Raw genomic sequence first — 20,409 nt, forward strand, 5'->3', positions numbered from 1 at the left:
CCTTCAGAACTTCCGCGGCCAGATCTCCTGCGCCGCGTTGACGTCCGCCACGCCGCGCAGCGCGTCGCTGTTGCCCGTGGCCGCGACGGCCTCGAAGATGCGCTTCGCTTCGGCGAAACGCTTGAGGTTCATGTAGGCATAGCCACGCAGGACCATGAGGTCGGTTCGTTCCGAGGCGATCCGGCTCCGCTGATCGAGGTAGAGGAGCGCCTCCCTGTAGCGGCCGGCATCGAAGGCTGCGATCGCCCGGTCCGCGAGAATGGCCGTCTGCAGTTCCACGGCGCGGGCGCGGCTTTGCGGCGACTTCGTCGCCGCGACGGCCGCCTTGTTGGTGAGGCCCGCGCGCAGATAGGCCAGGCTCTGCCCGTAGGCGGCGTCCTGCCGCAATCGCGATGCCGGCGCCCGAAGCGCCACCGCAAACGCATCCGCCGCCTCTATCGGACGGTTCAGGTCCATCAGGCACCATCCTCGGGCGAGCGCCGTCTCGGGCGAAAGGCCGCTGGGGTCGAGCGTCGTCCGGCAGCCGGCCACGCCGCGTACGATCCTGCGCGGTGCCGTGCTCGCGGGCGCCGGGCGAACGGCCTCTCGCCTGATCGCCTCTCGGCTGATCGCCTCTCGCCTGGCCGCCTCGATCGAAACCGCCGGCCGCGGCTCGGCGGTCTTCGGCCGTTCCTTCGCCGGCTCCGGCATCGGCAAAGTCTCGTTCTCGGCCGTCTCCTCGGTCTCGCCCAGCCGCGCGATCCGCTCCGACCGCCCGGCCCAAAGGCGCTGGATTTCGGCAACGCCGGCGGCGTCTCCGACCTGATGGCGGGTGATCGCCAGGCCATAGGCCGATGGCTCGTCGTCGGGCTTCCAGCGCAGCGCCGTCGCGAACCATTGCAGCGCCGTTTGCGGCTGGCCGAGCGCGCGCGCATACCAGCCGAACTGCTGCGCGGTCGCCGGATCGCGCACCTTCACCGTTTCGGCCGCAATGCGCCGGAGCACGTCGCCGGACAATGGAACCGGCGGTTCGATCGCCAGCAGGTTGGCGGTCGCTGCCATATAGGTCGCATGGGCTTCCGCCGACGCATCGCGCCACGGATAAAGCACCCTTTCGGCCTCTTCGGGCGCCTTGCGATCGATCAGGGCCAGCGCAAGGCCTTGCGCGGCGGAGGCGGATTCCTGCTTCTCATAGGCGCTTCGGAACCATTGCTCCGCCGCCGCCATGTTCTTGCGGCGCAATTGGTACCAGCCGAGCAGCAGGGCGTCCGAGGCCGCTTTCTCCGTCTCGACCAGCCTCTCGAGGCGCCGCAGATATTTCGGATCGACCTCGATCGTCGCGTCGCGCTCGCCTTCGGCGACGAAACGTCGGGCGAGATCGTCGCGGATGCTTTCGAATTCGAGCGCGCCGGCCGCGTTGCTCTTCTCATAGGAAAGCAATTCCTGAACGGTCGCATAGGGTAGAAGCGCGGCCGCCTTCTGCACGGTCGCGAGACGCTCCGGCCCGTCGTCGCAATTCTTCAGTATATAGAGATAGGCGTCGCGCGCCCGCCCCGACCGGTTCGTCTCCGCAAAGGCCTCGGCGACGCGCCAGAGAATGTCGATCTCGCTGCAGGTGAGGAGGCTCGGCGTCCCTGCCCCCACCTCAATGACGGTTTCGTACTGCTTGAGATCGGATGCGTTGACGAGCCGCGCCCTTGCTTCGGCGACCTCGAGGCGTTCGATGAGGTCGGCAGGCGGCTGCCAGCCCGCGTCGCCCGCCTGCCGCTCGGCGATTGCCCGGCGGACCTCGGCATAGCGCCCCTCGGCGTAGAGCCGCCACATGGCCTCGAGCCCGTCATCCTTGTTGCGCGGAACGGCGAGCGGGTCCTTGGGCGGCGTCCAGTCGGGATAGAGCGCCCGCAGGCGCGAAATCTCCGCCTGCAGCCGCGCCGTGTCGCCCTTGCTCGCGAAATAGCGCAAAGCGGATTCATCGACGGCCGGCGGCTGCTCGGCCGGCGCCGGTTTCGTCTCCGCTGGCTCAGCCTGCGCGAACTCGGTTCCGGCGCCGCCGCTGCCCCTTGCTCCTTCGCCGCGGAAGGTGGCTGAGAGCTCCGGAGCCGTGCGGTCGATCATGTTTCCGAGACGCTCGCGCAGCTGGTCGCCGTCGGCGAACCCGGCAATGCCGACTGCCGCGACCGTCACACCCGCAAAAGCGATGAGCGGAAACTTCATAAGCACTCCGGATGCTTTTCCTCCACGAAAGACAGTCCCAGCAGATGCAGCGTCGAGGGGTAATATTGCGTCGGTCGAAACGTTGCCGCGCCGTCTGGCAGCTTCGTCCCATCAAGCACACAGGCCAGAATATGGTTAATAAACCGATAACCGGGGTCGGAGAGCGTGTCGTTCGCAGCCCCGGTCTCAAGGTCGCTGATGACGAGCGATCCGTCCGGCGCGAACATGCCGCGCTGCAACTGCAGGAGCAGGTCGCGATCCGCGCGGCCGGCTCTCATGAGATAAAGCGGGATGCGCAAGGCGTTGTAGCCGAAGGTGCGCGGGAAGCCCGCCGCCGGCTTGAGCGCGGTCCGGGCGCTCACCCAGTCCGCCGGCAATTGCCGCGGCCCGAACTTCAGCCGGGCGATCATCGCCTCGCCGTCGGCGGCGAGCGCCTGCCACTTCGGGGACGGGACCAGACGATCGAGGACCGGAAGCGCTTCGAAGATCCAGTAGGACGGGTTGATGACGGGCCCGTCGGCCCGATCGCTGGCGGAGAAACCCTCGACGCCCGGCATCAGCAACGTCCGCCCGCCGTGTTCGATCACCGTCTTGTCCAGGATTGCCCTCGCGACCGTCGCGGCGGCGCTCGAATAGTCGCTGCGTTCCCAGCGGTCGGCCGCCAGCGCGAGGGCATAGGCGATGAGGATATCGCCATCGGTCGCGTTGTTGACGTCGACGACATGCGGTGTGTCGGCGGGGCTCCACTTCCAGGCGGCAAGCCCGTCGTCGCGCAGGAGGAGCTCGCGGCGGGTGAACGACCATATCTGCTCGAAATCGGCGGGCTTATCGGCAAGGAATGCCAGCAGCAGGCCATAGCCCTGTCCTTCGCTGTGGCTGATGCCGCCATTGCCGTCGTCGACCACCCGGCCGGTCGGATCGAGGAAACTCGCCTTGTACGCCGCCCAGGCGCTGTCTTTCACGGCTGCCCGTCCTTCCTCGGCCCGGAGCGGACCGCTCGGGATCATCAACAGGGCGATCAGGCAAAGGAGGTATCTCATGAACGGCGCCCCAGCTTGCCGAGCAGGATCGCCGTCGCCAGCCCGAGCAGGGTGGCGAGGCTCACGAGCAGCACGGCGTAATAAAGAATGTTGGTCGACAGCCAGTTGGCGGCGATCAGGCGATAGTTCCAGAAAGAGGGCGGCGTCGTCGGCACGAAGTCGAGACGCTTCGCCGCGATTGCCGTCACCTTGTCGTTTGCCGGCTCATAGATCGAGATATGCCCGGCGAGCTGCCCCCATTTCGACACGTCGGCGATGGCAGAGACGCCCTCCCGCAACAGCTCCGGCGACGGCGCCGTCACGACCGTCCACGCAGCATTCGCCGTCGGATCGGCCGCTTGCGCCACGAGCAGGGTCGCCGTATCGGGCGGTGCGAATGGAGCTTCCTCGCTCGGTATGAGCTGCAATGAACTCAGTGAAATATCGAACCTGTCCTTGATCCATTGCTCGACTGAAAGGAGGACGCCTCCCCCTCCCTTGAGCCGCGTCTGCCATTCGTTGAAGGCCATCTGGGTCCTGCGGCCCGGGACGCCGGCCGCCGCGTTCCCCCAGGAAAGCTGGCTGTCCGTGTCGATGCCGGCCTGGGTCAGGAGCGCCTTCGGAAGCTGCGGGATCGCGCCGACGAACAATGTGTTCCTGTTGGCCGCCGCGAGCGGCGATGTAAGCGTCTCGATCGGGATAGGGCGACCGCCCGAAACGGCGAGGCGTGCGACGAAGGTTGCGGCCGCCGAAAGCGTGTCCGCGTCCGTCCGGTCGAGGTAGAGCGCGATCGGCCTGCCGCCGCCATATGGATAGGCGGATCCCGCGGTCGCCGCGAGGTCCGGGCGGCGGGCGATCCGGGCGAAGTCCGGCATCTCGAATTCCGAGCTGTCGAAGAGTGCGAAGCGCGGCTCCGGCGAGGCGGCGCTCCCCGGCGCGCAGGCACGGTCGGACTCGGTGAGAAGCACCGCTTCGAGCTCAATGAGATTGGGTCCGGGCCGGAAATGACGGAGCGTCACGTTGATCGGAAGGTGACGCATGATGCCGCCGCGGGCGGAATCGAAAGGCACGGTGGTGGCGATGCTGCCGTTGACATAGATGTCGATCCGGCTACCCGGACGGACCACGTCGGTATAGGCGGCGTCGAGGAGGACCCTGGCCTCGCCATAGGCGTCGGCATAGAAGTCGGAAGGAATGGCCACGGCGAATGCCGTGCGGAAGCGGCGGCCGGAGAACTCGCTGGTTTCGACGCCGAGTTCGGAGAAGGACAAGCGCTTGCCGGACAACACCTGCGGCGTCTCCGGCAGGCGCCAACGCTCCGTATTGATGACGTCGCGCGCGACACCGACCGGACGATCGGTCGCCTTGGCGATCATCTCGATGGCCTGCTCGACGCCCGGCCAGTCCGGCCCGCTCACCACGAGAAGCGGTGCGCGATCCGCGCCCTCGCGGACGAAGGCGGCAACCGGCGTCGTCGACGCCTCCGGGGGCAGTGAACGCAGGACGGGCGCGAGTTCGGAGGCGGTGCCGGCAAGAACCATGAGTTCGCCCGGTTCGCCGGCCGCCGGCAGGTCCTGCCGGAAAAGCACCGTTTGCGTGGGCATATGGCCGAAGAGGGCCAATCCCTCTGCCAGCCGCATCAGCGCCGCGGTGCGGCTCGGCTGCTCGAGCGCAGGCGCCACGATATTGAAGCGCGTGCGCCCGGCCCCGTCCTGGCCTACCGCCTGGATGTCCTCGAGCGCGGTGAGCGCCCGGGCTGCGCCGTTCCCGAAACTGATGAAGGCCGAATCCGAGGCGATTTCGGTCCACAGCTCATAGGTCGACTCGATCGTGCAGTCGGTGCGGTGGCGCTGGCGGACCTGGAACCGGATCTCGTTGGAGCCGGTGCGCAGAAGCCCCGCAGGAAGCGCGTAGCTGCGCATCTGCGGCGCGTCGGCCGCCTGCACGGGACCTTCGCCGATGAGTGTGCCATTGACGAAGACCGAAAGGAGCGACGTTTCCGGCGCGACGACGATCGCGTTCTGATAGGAAAAGGTAAGTGCCCTTGCGCCCGCCGCCTGCCCCGGCGTGAGATAGACGGACCATGTCCGCCTGTCGGTCTCGCCGGTGAGCGAGAGCGACCGAAATGGGATGATGTAGCGCCGGAATGCCTCGTCCGAGCGGTCGGGCTCTGGCGCCGTGGCGGCCGGGCGACCGGCGTTCCCGGCGTCCGGCTCGGCCGCTTCCGGGCGTTGCGGCGGAGCCGGCTCTTCGGCCGGTCGCTCGCCGGACATGTCGAAAGGCGCCGGCTGCGCGGCAAGCGACCCGCAGACGAGAAGCGCGATCAGGAATGCCAGCGCCCTCGTCATCGCGTCGCCCTCGCCTCGCGATCCGCCGCCATGCTGCGGAAAAAATAGGTGAGGCCACGGCTCGTCTGGTAGAACGCCAGCCAGAGGAACCAGAGCGTGCCGCGCAGCAGGCCGGGATTGTACCGGCGCATGTGCTGAAACTCGCTCCACTGCTCAGAGTTCGCGAAGATGAGGTCGGCAACCAGGCTGTGGTGGCGGGCAGCTTCCGGCGTGTAGCGGCAGCCGATGATCGTCAGGTCGCCGGAGACTTCGACATTCCTGATCGTAAGCGGCAGCGTCTCGGGCGTGCCGTCGCCGCTATAGGGCTCGAAGCGGATCCGCGCTCTCGTATCGATGGCAAGGCCATCGCCGGGCAGGCCGTAGACCTGGACGCGGGCGCCGTGCGCCGAGACGTCCTCGACCGTCGCGGGATACCATTCCTCGCCGACCGCGAACTCGCAGCGCCGGCTCACCTTGACGCGTCGCGAGGCTGCCCGCTCGCCGCGCTCGGAGACGACGCCGAGCGCGCAGCCGGCGAGAATGAGGTTGAGAAGGTTCCAGCCGCCGACCACGAGCGTCACATCCGCCTTGTCGGGCTCGCTGTAGACCCGGTAGACGGTGATCAGCACGGCGGCGAAGAGCACGGCGAAGATGACGAAGAACGGCCGGCTGATCTCCGACAGGCGGCTTTCGCGCACCGACTCGTCCTTTGCCGTCACCTTGAACGTGGGCTTGCGCGGGTTCGCCAGCACCGACACGACCGCCGGCAACAGGTGAACGGTCTGGGCATATTCATAAAGCTCGGAAATCCACGGCCACCGGAACGATCCGTAGAGATAATTCTGCATCGTCAGGTTCACGAGCATGTAGACGAGCGTATAGGCCAGGAATTCGCCGCCGGATGCGGTGAAGATCTGCAGGTCGAAGAACAGGTAGAAGAGCGGCGCGAACAGGAAGATCGTGCGCGAGAACGGGAACAGCCAGAACAGCGTCGACGACATGTAGCAAAGGCGCTGCGGGATCGACAGGCCGCCCTTGAACAGGGGCATGCGGAACATCAGGATCTGCATCATTCCCTGCGCCCAGCGGCTGCGCTGGCCGATGAAGCTCGCAAACGTCGCCGGCTGCAGCCCGGCGATCAGCGGGCGATCCACATAGACGCTCTTCCAGCCGCGGCTGTGCAGCGCCAGCGCCGTCTCGCAATCCTCGGTGATGCTGAGCCCGCTGAAGCCGCCCGTGTCCTCGAGCGCCTTGCGCCGCAAGACGGCGGCCGAACCGCAGAAGAAGGCGGCGTTCCACTTGTCGAGACCGCGCTGGATGATGCCGTAGAACATCTCGTTCTCGCTCGGCATCTTCTCGAAGGTCCTGAGATTGCGCTCGAGCGGATCCGGGTTGAGGAAGAAATGCGGGGTCTGCACCAGGAAAAGGCGCGGATCGTCCTCGAAATAGCCGACGGTTTCCAAGAGGAAGTCGCGGGCCGGCGCATGGTCGGCATCGAAAACCGCGATCAGGTCACCGTTGGAATGCTGCATGCCGTTGTTGAGATTGCCGGCCTTGGCATGCTCGTTGCGCTCGCGCGTCAGATAGCGAACGTTGAGGTCGGAGCAGAGCTTCTGCAGGTCGCGATGCCTCTGCGCGGCGCGCTGGGCCTCGATGAGATTGGTGGAATTGCGCTTCTGCAGCGTGCCGCCGTCGTCGAGCAGCCACACGGTCAGCTTTTCGGCCGGGTAATCCATGCCCTTCGCCGCCGCCAGGGTATTGGCCAGCAGGCCGATATCCTCGTTGTAGGACGGCACGAAGACATCGACCTTGGGATATTTGCCCGGCGTGGCTGCGCGCGAGGGCCGCGACGGCAGCGGCATGGCGACGACGAACAGGCTCAGCGCCAGCATCATCACGTTGTACAATTCGGCGAGGTAGAGCAGGAAGCCCGGAATGAAGTTTTCCGGCTGGTTGAACGGCGGCAGCGTCTCGGTCGTGCGCCAGTAGATATAGCGCAGCACCATCGCGCTGCCGAAGGCCAGAGCGATCAGCCGCCATTTGCCGCCCGCCTTCATGAGCTTGATCAGGGCCATGAACGTCACCACGAGGACGCTCGCGATCAATTGCGTCTGCAGATTGACGGGCAGCGTGATCAGCGCGACCAGGCAAAGGGCAATCAGAGCCCAGGCGGCAAGAGTAACGATCTTACTCATACATTCGCTTTCCAGCGGCGGCCTCATACCGCCGGCGTCGATTCAAGAGTTCTGCGTCCCTTGCGGACGCGGCCGCCTTACCAGAGGCTGGTTAGCGGCGGATTAAGGGCAGGCATCGCCTCCCTGCGGCACACAGGTCGGCATCGGAACGATCACGGCGCCGGCTCCACCGGCCGCAGTCGCGGGCGTGGGGAGCCCGCCCTGCCCCGCCGATACGGGCGGCGCTTCCCTCGGCTGCGCCGGCTGCTTGGCCTGAACGGCGGTCGGGCGCACGGCTTGCGCGCTCACCCGCGGCGCCGGCCGCCCGGCGGCGGGCCGCAAGTTGGGTTCGGCGAGAAGAGGTTCGCGGTAAATCGGATTGCCCGGGCGGCCGATACCGGCATCCACGGGCGGTGGCTCGCCGTAGGGGTTCCAGTCGGGATCGGCGAAGGTGCCGCTGATCGTGTAGCCGTAGACCGGCGCCAGAAGCTCGCTTTCCGTGGCGCCCGCCGCACAATGGCGCAGCCGCACCTGGATCGTGCCGTAATCGCGCAGCGGTCCCCGCTGGCTCGCGGGCGGACGTATCTGCTGCCAGCCATAGAGGCATGCATCGCCGCCGCGGCCATGACCGAAGGCGTAGCCGAACGGGCCGTAATTGTTCTGCAGGAAGTAGGGCGATTGCGTCAGCGCGACGCCCGGAAGGGCGCGCTGCGCCTCCCGCATCATGTCCGATGCGCGAACCGGAAGGTAGGCGCTCTTCTTTTGATCGATCCCCGCGCTCACCGGCCCGAACATCTGCACGCGGAGGAAATTCTGCCCGGGCGTCGACGCCGAGGTGTAGAGATAGACGTCCTGCTCGACCGCATTGGCGGAGCGGCGCTCGATGACGTTCAAGACTGCGGGCCCGCCGGGAGGCGGCAGGATCAGCGCGTTCTCCGCCGGAACCGTCGTCGCGGCGCTCGGTATGCGGACGCCTTCGCGAGCCGCGCAACCGGCGGCCGATACCGACAACAGAACAATCAAGCCAGCGGCCCTGCGCGTGCACAGCAATCCGGCGACCTCCAAACTTCGCCCCCGGCGGGATGAGAACATGGCAAGCAGCAATTCAAAGCGCGGCAACGCCACTCCCCAACTGCCTCATCGGTCGACGACCGAATCAGCAGTTCCGCCCTGCTCTCCGACTGCATAGTGCATCAGGGGTATTTCTCAAGTCCGGGCATCGCATGGCGGCGCCCGGATCAACCCGTTCCGACCGAAAGCTGTTGCGGCCGGGCGGGCCGCGCGCAGGGCATCGACCAGCGCATTCCCCTCTAACGCCGCCGTCTTGCGCCCGCCAGGCTCCCGCCCCTCGACAACCGATATGGGTACAATACGAAAATTTCCTCTGTACAGATACACTGTTTCAGCGTATTTTTCTGTTATGAACGACACTGACAGAAAAATCATCGAAATCCTCATAAGGGACGCGCGCACCTCCTTGACCGACATCGGCGCCATGGTGGAGCTCTCGCCCTCGGCGGTCAACGAACGCATCCGTCGGCTGGTGGCAAGCGGCGTCATCCGCCGCTTCACCCTCGACGTGGATCACCGGGCGCTCGGCCTCGACGTGCTTGCCTTCGTCTGGATCGCCCTTACCACCGAGGCCGACGAGGCCGAGTTCCGCACGTTCATGGCTCGCCATCCGGATGTCGCGGAATGCCACCACGTGACCGGGGGATGGTCTTATTGCGTCAAGGTCCGCATGTCGACACTCGGCGACATCGAGCAGTTCCTGGCAGAGTTGAAGGCGCGGCGCTATCTGGCGCGAAGCGAGACGGTCATCGCGCTTTCTACGGTCGCCGAGAATTCCGTCACCTTGCCCGGTGCAAAAGAGATGGAGCGCGAGACGCGATGACCACGTGGATTTTTGTCAAAGGCCTGCTCCTCGGCCTCGCCGTCGCCGCACCGCTCGGCCCGATCGGCACGCTTTGCATCAGCCGCACGCTGGAGCGCGGCTTCTGGGCCGGGGTCGCGGGCGGCCTCGGGACAGCGCTTGCCGATGCCACCTACGCGATGCTGGCGGCCGCCGGCTTCGCCGCCTTCGCCGCGCTCCTTTCGAGGCTCTCGCTTCCCCTCGGGCTGTTCGGCGGCCTCTTCATGCTCTGGCTCGGCTGGCGCGCCTTGCGCCCGAGACCGGTCGCGGCGGCAGCCGAGATCGGCGCGGGCGATCTCATCCGCACGACGATGGCGACCTTTCTCCTGACGATGGCGAACCCCGCCACGATCCTCACCTTCGCCGCCATCTTCGCGGGCTTTGGCCTCGCCGCCGTCGGCGATGGAGCGAAGGCCGCGGTCGTCGTCGCGGGCGTGTTTCTCGGCTCGCTCGCCTGGTGGTTCCTCTTGAGCGGCGGGGTCGCGCTCGCGAAGACACGGCTTCCGGACCGCTTCGCCGCCTGGACATCGCGCATTTCAGGCCTCGTCCTGATCGCCTTCGGCATCACCGCGGTGGTCTCCGCGGCCACCCGCCTGGGCGAACTCTGACCGCGCGCACGATCATTAAATCTGCACCCCCGGCGGCAGAAAATGGCGCGTCCTGATTGCATCCCGATGCCTATTCGAGCAGACTTATATGCGTGAGGTTGAATCGAGCGCGAGGAGAGTGCAGATGAACAAGAAGGATCCAAACCCGATCGATGCCTTCGTCGGGTCGCGTGTCCGCATGCGCAGGCTGATGGTGGGCCTCAGCCAGGAGAAACTCGCCGACGGTCTGGGCATCACTTTCCAGCAGGTCCAGAAATACGAGAAAGGCACCAATCGCATCGGCGCGAGCCGGCTGCAGGCGATTGCCGACATACTCGGCGTGCATCCGAGCTTCTTCTTCCAGCAGGAGGAAGGCCAGCCGCGCGAGACGGCGGCCGATATCCACGAGTCGCAGGAAATCTCGTCCTTCGTCGCCTCGAAGGAGGGCATTGCGCTCAACAGGGCCTTCCTGAAGATTGCCGACCCGGTCCTGCGCAAGAAGCTCATCTCCCTCGTCGCGGCCATGGCGAACACGCCGGAAGCGGAGCATACGCCGATGTCATCGGAAAGGCGCCGCGCCGAATCGCTCCATAACTGACGTCCCGCCGCGGGCCCGCCGCGCGCGTCGCATGGCGAGCCGCATGCCCTATCCGCGCCACGCCGCAGCCTACCGCGCTTGAGGAAGCGGCCGCGGTCTCCGCGGCCGGAGCGCAGGCGCCCTTTGCGGCTGCCCGCCTCGAATCGAGCCTGTCACCCCTCCGATCGGAACCGGGTCAGGCAAATTATCCGCACCGCGAAAGTGCTATAATAGCCCCTGCGCCCTTTACGGGCGTGTGCTGTGGCTGGCAGCACGCTGCACAAATTCACAGCGCAATGCCTATTAGATGAGCATATTATCGTCTCGCAAAATAATTAGGCATATGCGTATTGCGAAAATTGCTGCGCTGCAGGATGATGCGGCAATGACCCACCGCGACCTGACCATTCTTGTGATTGACGAGAACGCCATCCGCGCCTCGATCATCGAGGAAGGCTTGCGCGAGGCCGGCCATCGCAAGGTTACGGTCATCCATGAGGTCCAAGGTGTCGCGCGCATCATCGAGACACTCAAGCCCGACGTGATCGTCATCGATATCGAAAACCCCAACCGGGACATGATGGAGCATCTGTTCCAGCTCACCCGCACGGTCGGCCGGCCGATCGCCATGTTCGTCGACCGGTCCGACACCGCCTCCATCGAGGCGGCCGTCGAGGCCGGCGTATCCGCCTATGTGGTCGACGGCCTGAAGAAAGAGCGCGTCAAGCCGATCCTGGACATGGCGGTCAGCCGTTTCAACGCTTTCAGCCGCCTGCAGCGGGAACTGGCGGACGCCAAGTCCGCACTTGAAGAGCGCAAGCTCGTCGAGCGCGCCAAGGGCATACTCATGAAGATGCGCGGCCTTTCCGAAGAGGAGGCCTTCGCGCTGCTGCGCCAGACGGCGATGAACGAGAAGAAGAAGATTTCGGAAATCGCGCAGAGCATCGTGACCGCCGCCGGCTTGCTGATCCGATGAGCGGACGGGCGCCGCGCCGGCGACATGTCGGGAGACACCGGAAATGAAGATAGTGACGGACGCCGATAATTTCGCAGGCGCGAAACTCGCCCCGGGCGACGCCTTGCCGGCCCCGGTGAGCATCGGCCGCGAGGGAGCGCGCACGCTGCGCGCGGGCTTCATCCCGCTCGTCGATGCGGCCGTGCTGATCGTCGCCGCCGAATTCGGCTTTGCGCAGCGCGAGGGGATCACGCTCGATCTCGTCAAGGATGTCTCCTGGGCGAATGTGCGCGACAGGCTCGCCTTCCGCCAGTTCGACATCGCCCACATGCTCTCGCCCATGCCGGTCGCCGCGATCCTCGGCCTGGGCTCCAATCCCTCGCCGACGATCGCACCCTTTTCGCTCGGCCGCGGCGGCAACGCGATTACGCTGTCGAACCGCATATACGGCCTCATGCAGCGCGAAGGCGAACTTGCCGGCGACGAGGACGCGCTGGCGCATGCCAGGGCGCTGGCCACCGTCGTCCGGAACTTCAGGGCGAGCGGCAAACCGCCGCTGACCCTGGGCGTCACCTATCCCTTCTCCTCGCATAACTACGAATTGCGCTACTGGCTCGCCGCCGGCGGCATCGACCCGGACCGTGACGTCAAGCTGGTGGTCGTGCCGCCGCCGATGACCTCCGATGCGCTTGCTGCCGGTGCCATCGACGGCTTCTGCGTCGGCGCCCCCTGGAACATGGTCGCCTCCGAACGCGGCGTTGGCCGCATCGTCGCAACCAAGCAGGATATCTGGCCGTCGTCGCCGGAAAAGGTGGTCGGCATGCGGCCCGAATGGGCCGAGACGAACCCCGAAACCGTGTCGCGCCTTATCGTCGCGCTCGACCGCGCCGCCCGCTGGGCCGACGCGCCCGAGAACCGCACCGCGCTTGCCGACATGCTCGCCGATCGGCGCTATGTGGGGGCGCCGGTCGACATCATCCGCCGCGTGCTCGCCGGCGAGTTCACCATCGACCGCGAAGGCAATCGGCGCGTCGTCAAGGACTATTTCAGCTTTCACTCCGGTTTCGCCAATGTCCCGCGTCCGAACCAGGCGCTCTGGATCTACAGCCAGATGGCGCGCTGGGGACAGGCGCCGCTCTCGACGGCCGGAATCGAGGCGACCCTGTCCGCCTATCGGCCGGATCTTTATCGCGAAGCCCTCGGGAAGGAGGCGCCGCCGATCGGCTCCGATGCCGCGATCGAAGGAATTGCCCCGGGCGACCGCTTCATGGATGGCGCCGTCTTCGATCCAAAGGGAATGAAGGACTATGTCGCCTCCTTCGCGATCAGGGCGACGGGCCATTCGCAGCTGCCGTCCGAAGACATCTGAACCGAAGATGCTGCTTCTTTGAGCAGCACGACATGGCCGCCGACCATTGCGCCGCACAACAATTCATCACCGGCCAGCGGCAGCCAATTTTTTGGGCGCCTGCTGCACCGTGCATTTTCCTTCGAGACTTCAATGACATAGGTGAGAATAGCCGAGACTGGCACGCGGCTTGCTTTTATAGAATTGCTTCGATCAACGGCGATTGAAGCGGAATCAGGCGCCACAGCGCGCTTGCCGAAGACACCGACGTCGCAAGGACTTTGCCTCAGGCGGGACACCAATCCCGGAGCGCGATTTCCGAGCGGCGTTTATTTTTGCCCGTTTGGACCGGTCACAACCGAGGGAACCTAGGCATGACCCACACGTCGACCGGCGGCCTCGCCCGCCGCAGCCAGTTTAGGACGCAATGTCCCTCCGAGGCATCGCGATGATGACCAACGCGCCGTTTCCACGGATCGACGCGATCCTCGACATGCCTCTCGCCCGCCCGCACCGGCGGGTGAGGCTCGCCGCCGACCGAACCTACCTGAAATGCCGCGAACGCTGCTCCCGTCGCTCGACGAGCGCCCCGTCTCGCGAAGCTGCGGAGTGATTACCCAATGGCCGAACAAACCCCCGAAAAACTCGTCATCATCGGCAACGGCATGGCGCCGGGTCGCATGCTGGAAGAGCTCTTCGAGAAAGCGCCCGGGCGCTATCAGGTGACGATCTTCAACGCCGAGCCGCGCGTCAACTACGACCGCATAATGCTGTCGCCGGTGCTTTCCGGCGAAAAGGACTACGAAGAGATCATCATCCATGGTGACGGCTGGTACATCAAGCACGGCATCACGCTTTACAAGGGCCACAAGATCATCGGGATCGACCGGAACGCCAAGACGGTCACCTCCGACCACGGCGTCACCGAAAGCTACGACAAGCTGGTGATCGCCACCGGTTCGGTGCCCTTCATCATTCCGGTGCCCGGCAAGGAACTGCAGGGCGTCATCACCTATCGCGACCTTGACGACGTGCAGGCCATGCTGCTTGCGGCGCAGTCGCGCGAAAAGGCCGTGGTCATCGGCGGCGGCCTGCTCGGCCTGGAAGCCGCCGCCGGCCTCAAGGCGCGCGGCATGGACGTGACGGTGCTGCACGTGATGCCGACGCTGATGGAGCGCCAGCTCGACCCCGCCGCCGGCTATCTGCTCCAGAAGGCGGTCGAGGAGCGCGGCATCAAGGTCCTTACGAAAGCGAACACGAAGCGGATACTTGGCGAGACCAGGGTCGAGGGCATCGAACTCGAGGACGGCCGGATCATACCGGCGACGCTCGTCGTGATGGCGGTCGGCATCCGGCCGAATGCCGGCCTTGCCAAGGATGCCGGGCTTGCCGTCAACCGCGGCATCGTCGTCGACGCCGGCATGAAGACCTCCGACGGGGACATCATGGCGCTTGGCGAATGCGCCGAGGTCGACGGCATGGTCTACGGCCTCGTGGCGCCGCTCTACGAGATGGCGCGCGTTGCCGCATCCCACCTTGCCGGCGACCGCAAGGCCGCCTTCGTCCACTCGGATACTCCGACCAAGCTGAAAGTGACCGGCATCAACCTCTATTCCGTCGGCGACTTCGCCGATGGCGACGGGCGCGAGGAGATCGTGCTGCGCGATGCCACCGCAGGCATCTACAAGCGACTGGTGCTCAAGGAAAACCGCATCATCGGCTCCGTGCTCTACGGCGACACCGCCGACGGCGCCTGGTTCAACGACCTGTTGAAGCGCGGCACCGACATCTCGGAAATGCGCGATACGCTAATTTTCGGCCAGGCCTACCAGGGGGGTGCGCCCCTGGACCCTACGGCGGCCGTTGCAGCCTTGCAGGATGATGCGGAAATCTGCGGCTGCAACGGCGTCTGCAAGGGCAAGATCGTCTCGACGATCACGTCCAAGGGCCTGACCTCGCTCGACGAGGTGCGTGCCCACACCAAGGCATCCGCCTCCTGCGGCTCGTGCACCGGTCTCGTCGAACAGCTGATGTCGCTCACCCTCGGCGACAGCTACAATCCGACCGCGGTGCAGCCGGTCTGCGGCTGCACCGACCTCGGCCATGACGAAGTGCGCCGCCTGATCAAGGCGAAGGGGCTGAAGACCATTCCTGCCGTCATGCAGGAACTCGAGTGGAAGACCTCCTGCGGCTGCGCCAAATGTCGCCCTGCCCTCAACTACTACCTCGTCTGCGACTGGCCGGACGAATATGCCGACGATTACCAGTCGCGCTTCATCAACGAGCGCGTCCACGCCAACATCCAGAAGGACGGCACCTACTCCGTCGTTCCGCGCATGTGGGGCGGGGTCACGAATTCGCAGGAACTGCGCGCCATCGCCGACGTCGTCGACAAGTTCAACGTGCCGATGGTGAAGGTGACCGGCGGCCAGCGCATCGACCTGCTCGGCATCGAGAAGGAGGACCTGCCGGCCGTCTGGGCCGATCTCGGCAAGGCGGGCTTCGTCTCCGGCCAGGCCTATGCCAAGGGGCTCAGGACCGTGAAGACCTGCGTCGGCTCCGAGTGGTGCCGCTTCGGCACGCAGGATTCGACCGGGCTCGGCATCCGCATCGAGAAGTTCATGTGGGGCTCGTGGACACCGGCCAAGGTGAAGATGGCCGTTTCCGGCTGCCCGCGCAACTGCGCCGAGGCGACCTGCAAGGACGTCGGCGTCGTCTGCGTCGACTCCGGCTACGAGATCCACTTCGCCGGCGCCGCCGGCCTCGACATCAAGGGCACCGAGGTCCTGGGGCTGGTCAGGACCGAGGACGAGGCGCTCGAGCATATCGTCGCGCTGACGCAGATGTACCGCGAGCAGGCCCGCTATCTCGAACGCATTTACAAATGGGCGAAACGCGTCGGCCTCGACGAGATCCGCCGGCAGATCATGGACGATGCGGAAAAGCGCAAGGCCTATTACGACCGCTTCGTCTTCAGCCAGAAATTCGCCCAGGTCGACCCCTGGTCGGAGCGCGTCTCCGGCAAGGACAAGCATGAATTCAAGCCGATGGCGACGGTCGGCTTCAATCAGGCAGCGGAGTGAGATGATGACGATGAACTGGATTGCTATTGGCGACATCAGCGAAATCCCGCTGCGCGGCGCCCGCTGCGTCAAGACGCCGGTCGGCAAGGTTGCCGTCTTCCGCACCGCCGAAAACGAGGTCTTCGCGATCGAAGACCACTGCCCGCACAAGGGCGGCCCGCTTTCCCAGGGCATCGTACACGGCAATGCCGTCACCTGCCCGCTGCACAACTGGGTCATCTCGCTCGAAACCGGCAAGGCGCTCGGCGCCGACGAGGGCGCCGTGCGCACGATCCCGGTGAAGAACGACAATGGGGCGCTGTTCATCGCGCTTGAAAGCCTGGCACTGGCAGCGGCGGAATAACGATGGCGTGCGAGATCAAGACCACCTGCCCCTATTGCGGCGTCGGCTGCGGCGTCATCGCCCGTGTCGGCGATGACGGTGCCGTCAGCATCAAGGGCGATCCCGAGCATCCGGCCAATTTCGGCCGGCTCTGCTCCAAGGGCTCGGCTCTCGCCGAAACCCTCGACCTCGACGGCCGGCTCCTCCATCCGGAAATCGGCGGCCGCCGGGCAGGCTGGGACGAAGCGCTCGACCTCGTCGCCGAGCGCTTCTCGCAGGCGATCGCCGAACACGGACCGGATGCGGTCGCCTTCTACGTCTCCGGGCAATTGCTGACGGAAGACTATTACATCGCCAACAAGCTGATGAAGGGCTTCATCGGCTCGGCCAATATCGACACCAATTCCCGCCTCTGCATGTCCTCCTCGGTCGCCGGCCACCGCCGCGCCTTCGGTTCCGACACTGTGCCGGGAACCTATGACGACCTGGAGCTTGCCGATCTCGTCGTCCTGACCGGCTCCAATCTCGCCTGGTGCCATCCGGTCCTCTATCAGCGCCTCTCGGCGGCCAAGGCCAGCCGGCCGGAAATGAAGGTCGTCGTGATCGACCCCCGCCGTACGATGACCGCCGATATCGCCGACATGCATCTGGCGATCAAACCCGACGGCGACACGGCGCTCTTCAACGGCCTCTTCGCCCATCTCGTGACGAGCGGCGCGGTCGACCAGAACTATATCTCGGCCCACACCAGCGGTTTTGCCGAGGCCTTCGCAGCCGCCTCCGCGCTCGATCTCGCGGGCCTGTCCGCGGCATCCGGCCTCACGCAGAGCGAATTGCGCGATTTCTACCGCCTGTTCGAAACGACCGAAAAGGTGGTGACCTGCTACAGCCAGGGCGTGAACCAGTCGGCCGCCGGCACCGACAAGGTCAACGCCATCCTCAACTGTCATCTCGCGACGGCGCGCATCGGCCGGCCGGGCATGGGCCCCTTCTCGCTGACCGGCCAGCCCAACGCCATGGGCGGGCGCGAGGTCGGCGGCCTTGCCAATATGCTTGCTGCCCACATGGACATCGAGAAGGCGACGCACCGCGACCAGGTTCGCCGCTTCTGGGGCGCCCCGATGGTCGCGAGCAAGCCGGGCCTCAAGGCCGTCGACATGTTCCGCGCCGTGGCCGACGGGCGGATCAAGGCGCTCTGGATCATGGCAACCAACCCGGTCGTGTCGCTGCCCGATGCCGATGCCGTCGAAGCGGCGGTCAAGTTCTGCCCCTTCGTCGTCGTTTCCGACGTGCTGCGTGAAACCGATACCGCGCGCCATGCTCACGTGCTCCTGCCCTCGCTCGGCTGGGGCGAAAAGAACGGTACGGTGACGAATTCCGAGCGGCGCATCTCGCGCCAGCGCCCCTTCCTCGATGCGCCCGGAGAGGCGCGCGCCGACTGGTGGCAGCTCGCTCAGGTCGCGCGGCGCATGGGCTATGCCGAAGCCTTCGACCACGCATCCCCGGCCGCGATCTTCGCCGAGCACGCCGCGCTGTCGGACTTCGAGAACGAAGGGCGCCGCGACTTCGACATCGGCGCCCATGCGACGATCGACCAGCCGGGCTATGACGCTCTCCTGCCGTTTCAATGGCCGCAGCCGAAAGGGAGTGCGCCACAGGTACGGCGGTTCTTCGCAGATGGCGGGTTCTTCCATCCGGACGGCCGCGGCCGTTTCGTCGCCGTCGACGCGCCGAAGGTAAGGCCCATCAACGACGCCTTCCCGCTCACCCTCAATACCGGCCGGGTGCGCGACCACTGGCACACCATGACCCGTACCGGCAAGAGCGCCCGGCTCTCCGGCCATCTCGCCGAACCCTTCGTCGAGATTCATCCGTGCGACGCGCAGACGATCGGGGTCGCGGACGCCGATCTCGTCACGATCGAGAGCCCCTTCGGCGCGGCGATCGTGCGGGCGCTCGTCACCGAACGGCAGGCGCCGGGCAATCTCTTCGTGCCGATGCACTGGAACGACCAGTTCGCCTCGAAGGCGCGCATCGACGCGCTCGTCGCACCCGTCACCGATCCGGTCTCCGGCCAGCCGGCCTCGAAGAACGTGGCGGTCCGGGCCGCCCGCTTCGCTGCGAGCGCGTACGGATTCGCGGTCGCCGCGCAGAAGCCCCGGGCGCTCGACGCCGCCTATTGGGCGATCGCCAGGGCCGAGGGCGGGTGGCGGATGGAACTTGCCTTCACTGACACCGATGGCGACTGGATCGACTGGTGCCGGCGGGCCTTTTCCCTCCCGGCCGATGTCGAGCCGATCGGCTATAAGGATCGGACCTCCGGAGAGCTTCGCCTCGCCTTCTTCGAGGGCGACCGGCTGCTCGCCGCGCTCTTCCTTTCACCCCGGCCGGTCGCCGTCGCGCGCAATTGGGCGGTCTCGCAGCTCGGCGCCACGCATCAGAACCTCGGCCGGCGCTTTGCCGTGACCGCCGGTCGTCCGGGCGCCAACACGCCCGACCCGGGCGCGACCGTCTGTTCCTGCTTCAGCGTCGGCGTCAACCAGATCACCGCCGCCATTCGCGACGGCTGCCACAGCGTCGAGGCCGTCGGCCAGCGGCTGAGCGCCGGCACCAATTGCGGCTCCTGCCGCGCCGAGATCAGGGGGATCATCAATGCCTGCCTTGCCGCCGCTGCCGAATGATCAGGCCCCGAAGCCCCAGCGCGTGAGCGCGCTGGCGACGCTGCCGCTGTTCTGGACGCTCAAGGGCCGGCGCGTCGTCATCGCCGGCGGCAGCGATGCGGCCGCCTGGAAGGCCGAACTCATGGCGGCCTCAGGCGCGGAGGTCCATCTCTACGCGCCGTGTGCCGAACTTGGCGATGCCTTTCTCGACCTTTTCGCCCGTGGCGCCGCCCATGAAGAGGGCCGCTTCGTCCACCACGACGAGGTCTGGCACGCGAACATTTTTGCAGGCGCCGCCATCGCCATCGCCGATTGCGAGGACGATGCCGATGCCCGGGCTTTCTTCGAGGCGGCTCGCAGAGCGGGCGTCCCCGTCAATGTTATCGACAAGCCCGCCTTCTGCGCGTTCCAGTTCGGATCGATCGTCAACCGCTCGCCGGTCGTCGTGGCGATCTCCACCGACGGGGCGGCACCGATCCTCGCGCAGGCGATCCGCCGGCGGATCGAAACTTTGCTGCCGCCGGCGCTGAAGCGCTGGGCGACGGTCGCCCAGGCGATCCGCGAGCAGGTGAATATGCGGCTGAACCCGGGTGCGCCTCGGCGCGCCTTCTGGGAGCGTTTCGCCGACCGGGCTTTCCAGGACACACCGGAGGAGGGTGTCGAGGCGCGGCTGGTGGCGGAGATGGATCGTCTCGCGGCGCACCGTCCGGCCACCGGCCGCGTCACCATCGTCGGCGCAGGGCCGGGCGATGCGGAACTTTTGACCCTGAAGGCCGTTCGCGCCCTCCAGGCCGCCGATGTCATCCTCTACGACGAATGGATTTCGAACGACGTGCTGGAACTCGCCAGACGTGAAGCGAAGCGGATGCTGGTCGGCCCGCCTGCGGACGGCAGCCGGGATCAGAACCGCGACCTGCTGATCGCCCTGGCGAGGCAAGGCAAGCGCGTCGTGCGCCTTCATTTCGGGAACCCGACGGACGTGGAGGTCACCAAGCTCGAGGGCTTCGGCATCGCGGTCGAGATCGTCCCGGGCGTCGGCGCGGAGCCTCGACGGCTCGAGCCGCACGACGTCCCGATCGGCATGACCGAGCCTGGACAATGGAGCCGGTGCGCCGCCAGCCATTAGAGCGGATAAACAATGGCCGTAGAGTGCCGATCCCGATGCCGGCAACCTTTTTTGATCGCCATCAATGCCCTATCTAAAAACTCGCTAAGTATTGCCCTTGCGAGAGCGGGCTACCGTTACCTCGAG

Annotated in this window: 15 protein-coding genes; 10 read left to right on the plus strand and 5 right to left on the minus strand. The window is 66.2% G+C overall.

Annotation, left to right across the window (positions count from 1 at the left end; translation table 11 throughout):
* Positions 1-3: 3 nt before the first annotated feature.
* From ATB98_RS20770 to bcsN, 5 genes are all read right to left on the minus strand, one after another.
* Positions 4-2,193, minus strand: a complete 2,190-nt coding sequence (locus ATB98_RS20770) for a hypothetical protein (protein ID WP_066876936.1) — start codon at positions 2,191-2,193, stop codon at positions 4-6.
* The gene (locus tag ATB98_RS20775) at positions 2,190-3,233 is read right to left on the minus strand and encodes a glycosyl hydrolase family 8 (protein WP_066876938.1); all 1,044 of its coding nucleotides are present in this window, start codon (positions 3,231-3,233) and stop codon (positions 2,190-2,192) included. The genes ATB98_RS20770 and ATB98_RS20775 overlap by 4 nt, the downstream gene beginning before the upstream one ends.
* A complete protein-coding gene (locus tag ATB98_RS20780; RefSeq protein ID WP_066876943.1) occupies positions 3,230-5,560 on the minus strand; it encodes a cellulose biosynthesis cyclic di-GMP-binding regulatory protein BcsB in 2,331 nt (776 codons plus the stop codon). The genes ATB98_RS20775 and ATB98_RS20780 overlap by 4 nt, the downstream gene beginning before the upstream one ends.
* Positions 5,557-7,734 carry a UDP-forming cellulose synthase catalytic subunit gene (gene bcsA, locus ATB98_RS20785; RefSeq protein WP_066876945.1) on the minus strand — a complete coding sequence of 726 codons (2,178 nt, stop codon included), beginning with the start codon at positions 7,732-7,734 and terminating at the stop codon, positions 5,557-5,559. The genes ATB98_RS20780 and bcsA overlap by 4 nt, the downstream gene beginning before the upstream one ends.
* A gap of 102 nt (positions 7,735-7,836) precedes the next feature.
* A complete protein-coding gene (gene bcsN, locus ATB98_RS20790; RefSeq protein ID WP_234781965.1) occupies positions 7,837-8,838 on the minus strand; it encodes a cellulose biosynthesis protein BcsN in 1,002 nt (333 codons plus the stop codon).
* A gap of 295 nt (positions 8,839-9,133) precedes the next feature.
* Between bcsN and ATB98_RS20795 the strand changes: the two genes are divergently transcribed.
* From ATB98_RS20795 to ATB98_RS20835, 10 genes are all read left to right on the plus strand, one after another.
* Positions 9,134-9,607, plus strand: a complete 474-nt coding sequence (locus ATB98_RS20795; RefSeq protein WP_066876948.1) for an Lrp/AsnC family transcriptional regulator — start codon at positions 9,134-9,136, stop codon at positions 9,605-9,607.
* A complete protein-coding gene (locus ATB98_RS20800) occupies positions 9,604-10,233 on the plus strand; it encodes a LysE family translocator (RefSeq protein ID WP_066876951.1) in 630 nt (209 codons plus the stop codon). Before ATB98_RS20795 ends, ATB98_RS20800 begins: the two co-directional genes overlap by 4 nt.
* A 124-nt stretch (positions 10,234-10,357) precedes the next feature.
* A complete protein-coding gene (locus tag ATB98_RS20805; protein ID WP_066876953.1) occupies positions 10,358-10,810 on the plus strand; it encodes a helix-turn-helix domain-containing protein in 453 nt (150 codons plus the stop codon).
* 364 nt (positions 10,811-11,174) lie between these two features.
* Positions 11,175-11,765 (plus strand): ANTAR domain-containing response regulator, encoded by a 591-nt coding sequence (locus tag ATB98_RS20810; protein ID WP_066877418.1) that lies wholly within the window; start codon positions 11,175-11,177, stop codon positions 11,763-11,765.
* 43 nt (positions 11,766-11,808) lie between these two features.
* Entirely contained in the window at positions 11,809-13,113 is a 1,305-nt protein-coding gene (locus tag ATB98_RS20815; RefSeq protein WP_066876958.1) for a CmpA/NrtA family ABC transporter substrate-binding protein, read from the plus strand.
* A gap of 406 nt (positions 13,114-13,519) precedes the next feature.
* The gene (locus tag ATB98_RS29105; RefSeq protein WP_210178137.1) at positions 13,520-13,705 is read left to right on the plus strand and encodes a hypothetical protein; all 186 of its coding nucleotides are present in this window, start codon (positions 13,520-13,522) and stop codon (positions 13,703-13,705) included.
* A 7-nt stretch (positions 13,706-13,712) separates the two neighbouring features.
* Complete coding sequence (gene nirB, locus ATB98_RS20820; protein ID WP_066876960.1) at positions 13,713-16,175, plus strand: nitrite reductase large subunit NirB; 2,463 nt, start codon at positions 13,713-13,715, stop codon at positions 16,173-16,175.
* Positions 16,176-16,179: 4 nt separating this feature from the next.
* Complete coding sequence (gene nirD / locus ATB98_RS20825) at positions 16,180-16,518, plus strand: nitrite reductase small subunit NirD (RefSeq protein ID WP_153435926.1); 339 nt, start codon at positions 16,180-16,182, stop codon at positions 16,516-16,518.
* 2 nt (positions 16,519-16,520) lie between these two features.
* On the plus strand, positions 16,521-19,178 hold the full coding sequence (locus ATB98_RS20830; RefSeq protein ID WP_066876962.1) for a nitrate reductase: 2,658 nt from the start codon (positions 16,521-16,523) through the stop codon (positions 19,176-19,178).
* A complete protein-coding gene (locus ATB98_RS20835; RefSeq protein WP_084435642.1) occupies positions 19,150-20,283 on the plus strand; it encodes a siroheme synthase family protein in 1,134 nt (377 codons plus the stop codon). The genes ATB98_RS20830 and ATB98_RS20835 overlap by 29 nt, the downstream gene beginning before the upstream one ends.
* Positions 20,284-20,409 lie beyond the last annotated feature (126 nt).

The organism is Sinorhizobium saheli, from assembly GCF_001651875.1.
GTDB classification, from domain to species: Bacteria; Pseudomonadota; Alphaproteobacteria; order Rhizobiales; family Rhizobiaceae; genus Sinorhizobium; species Sinorhizobium saheli.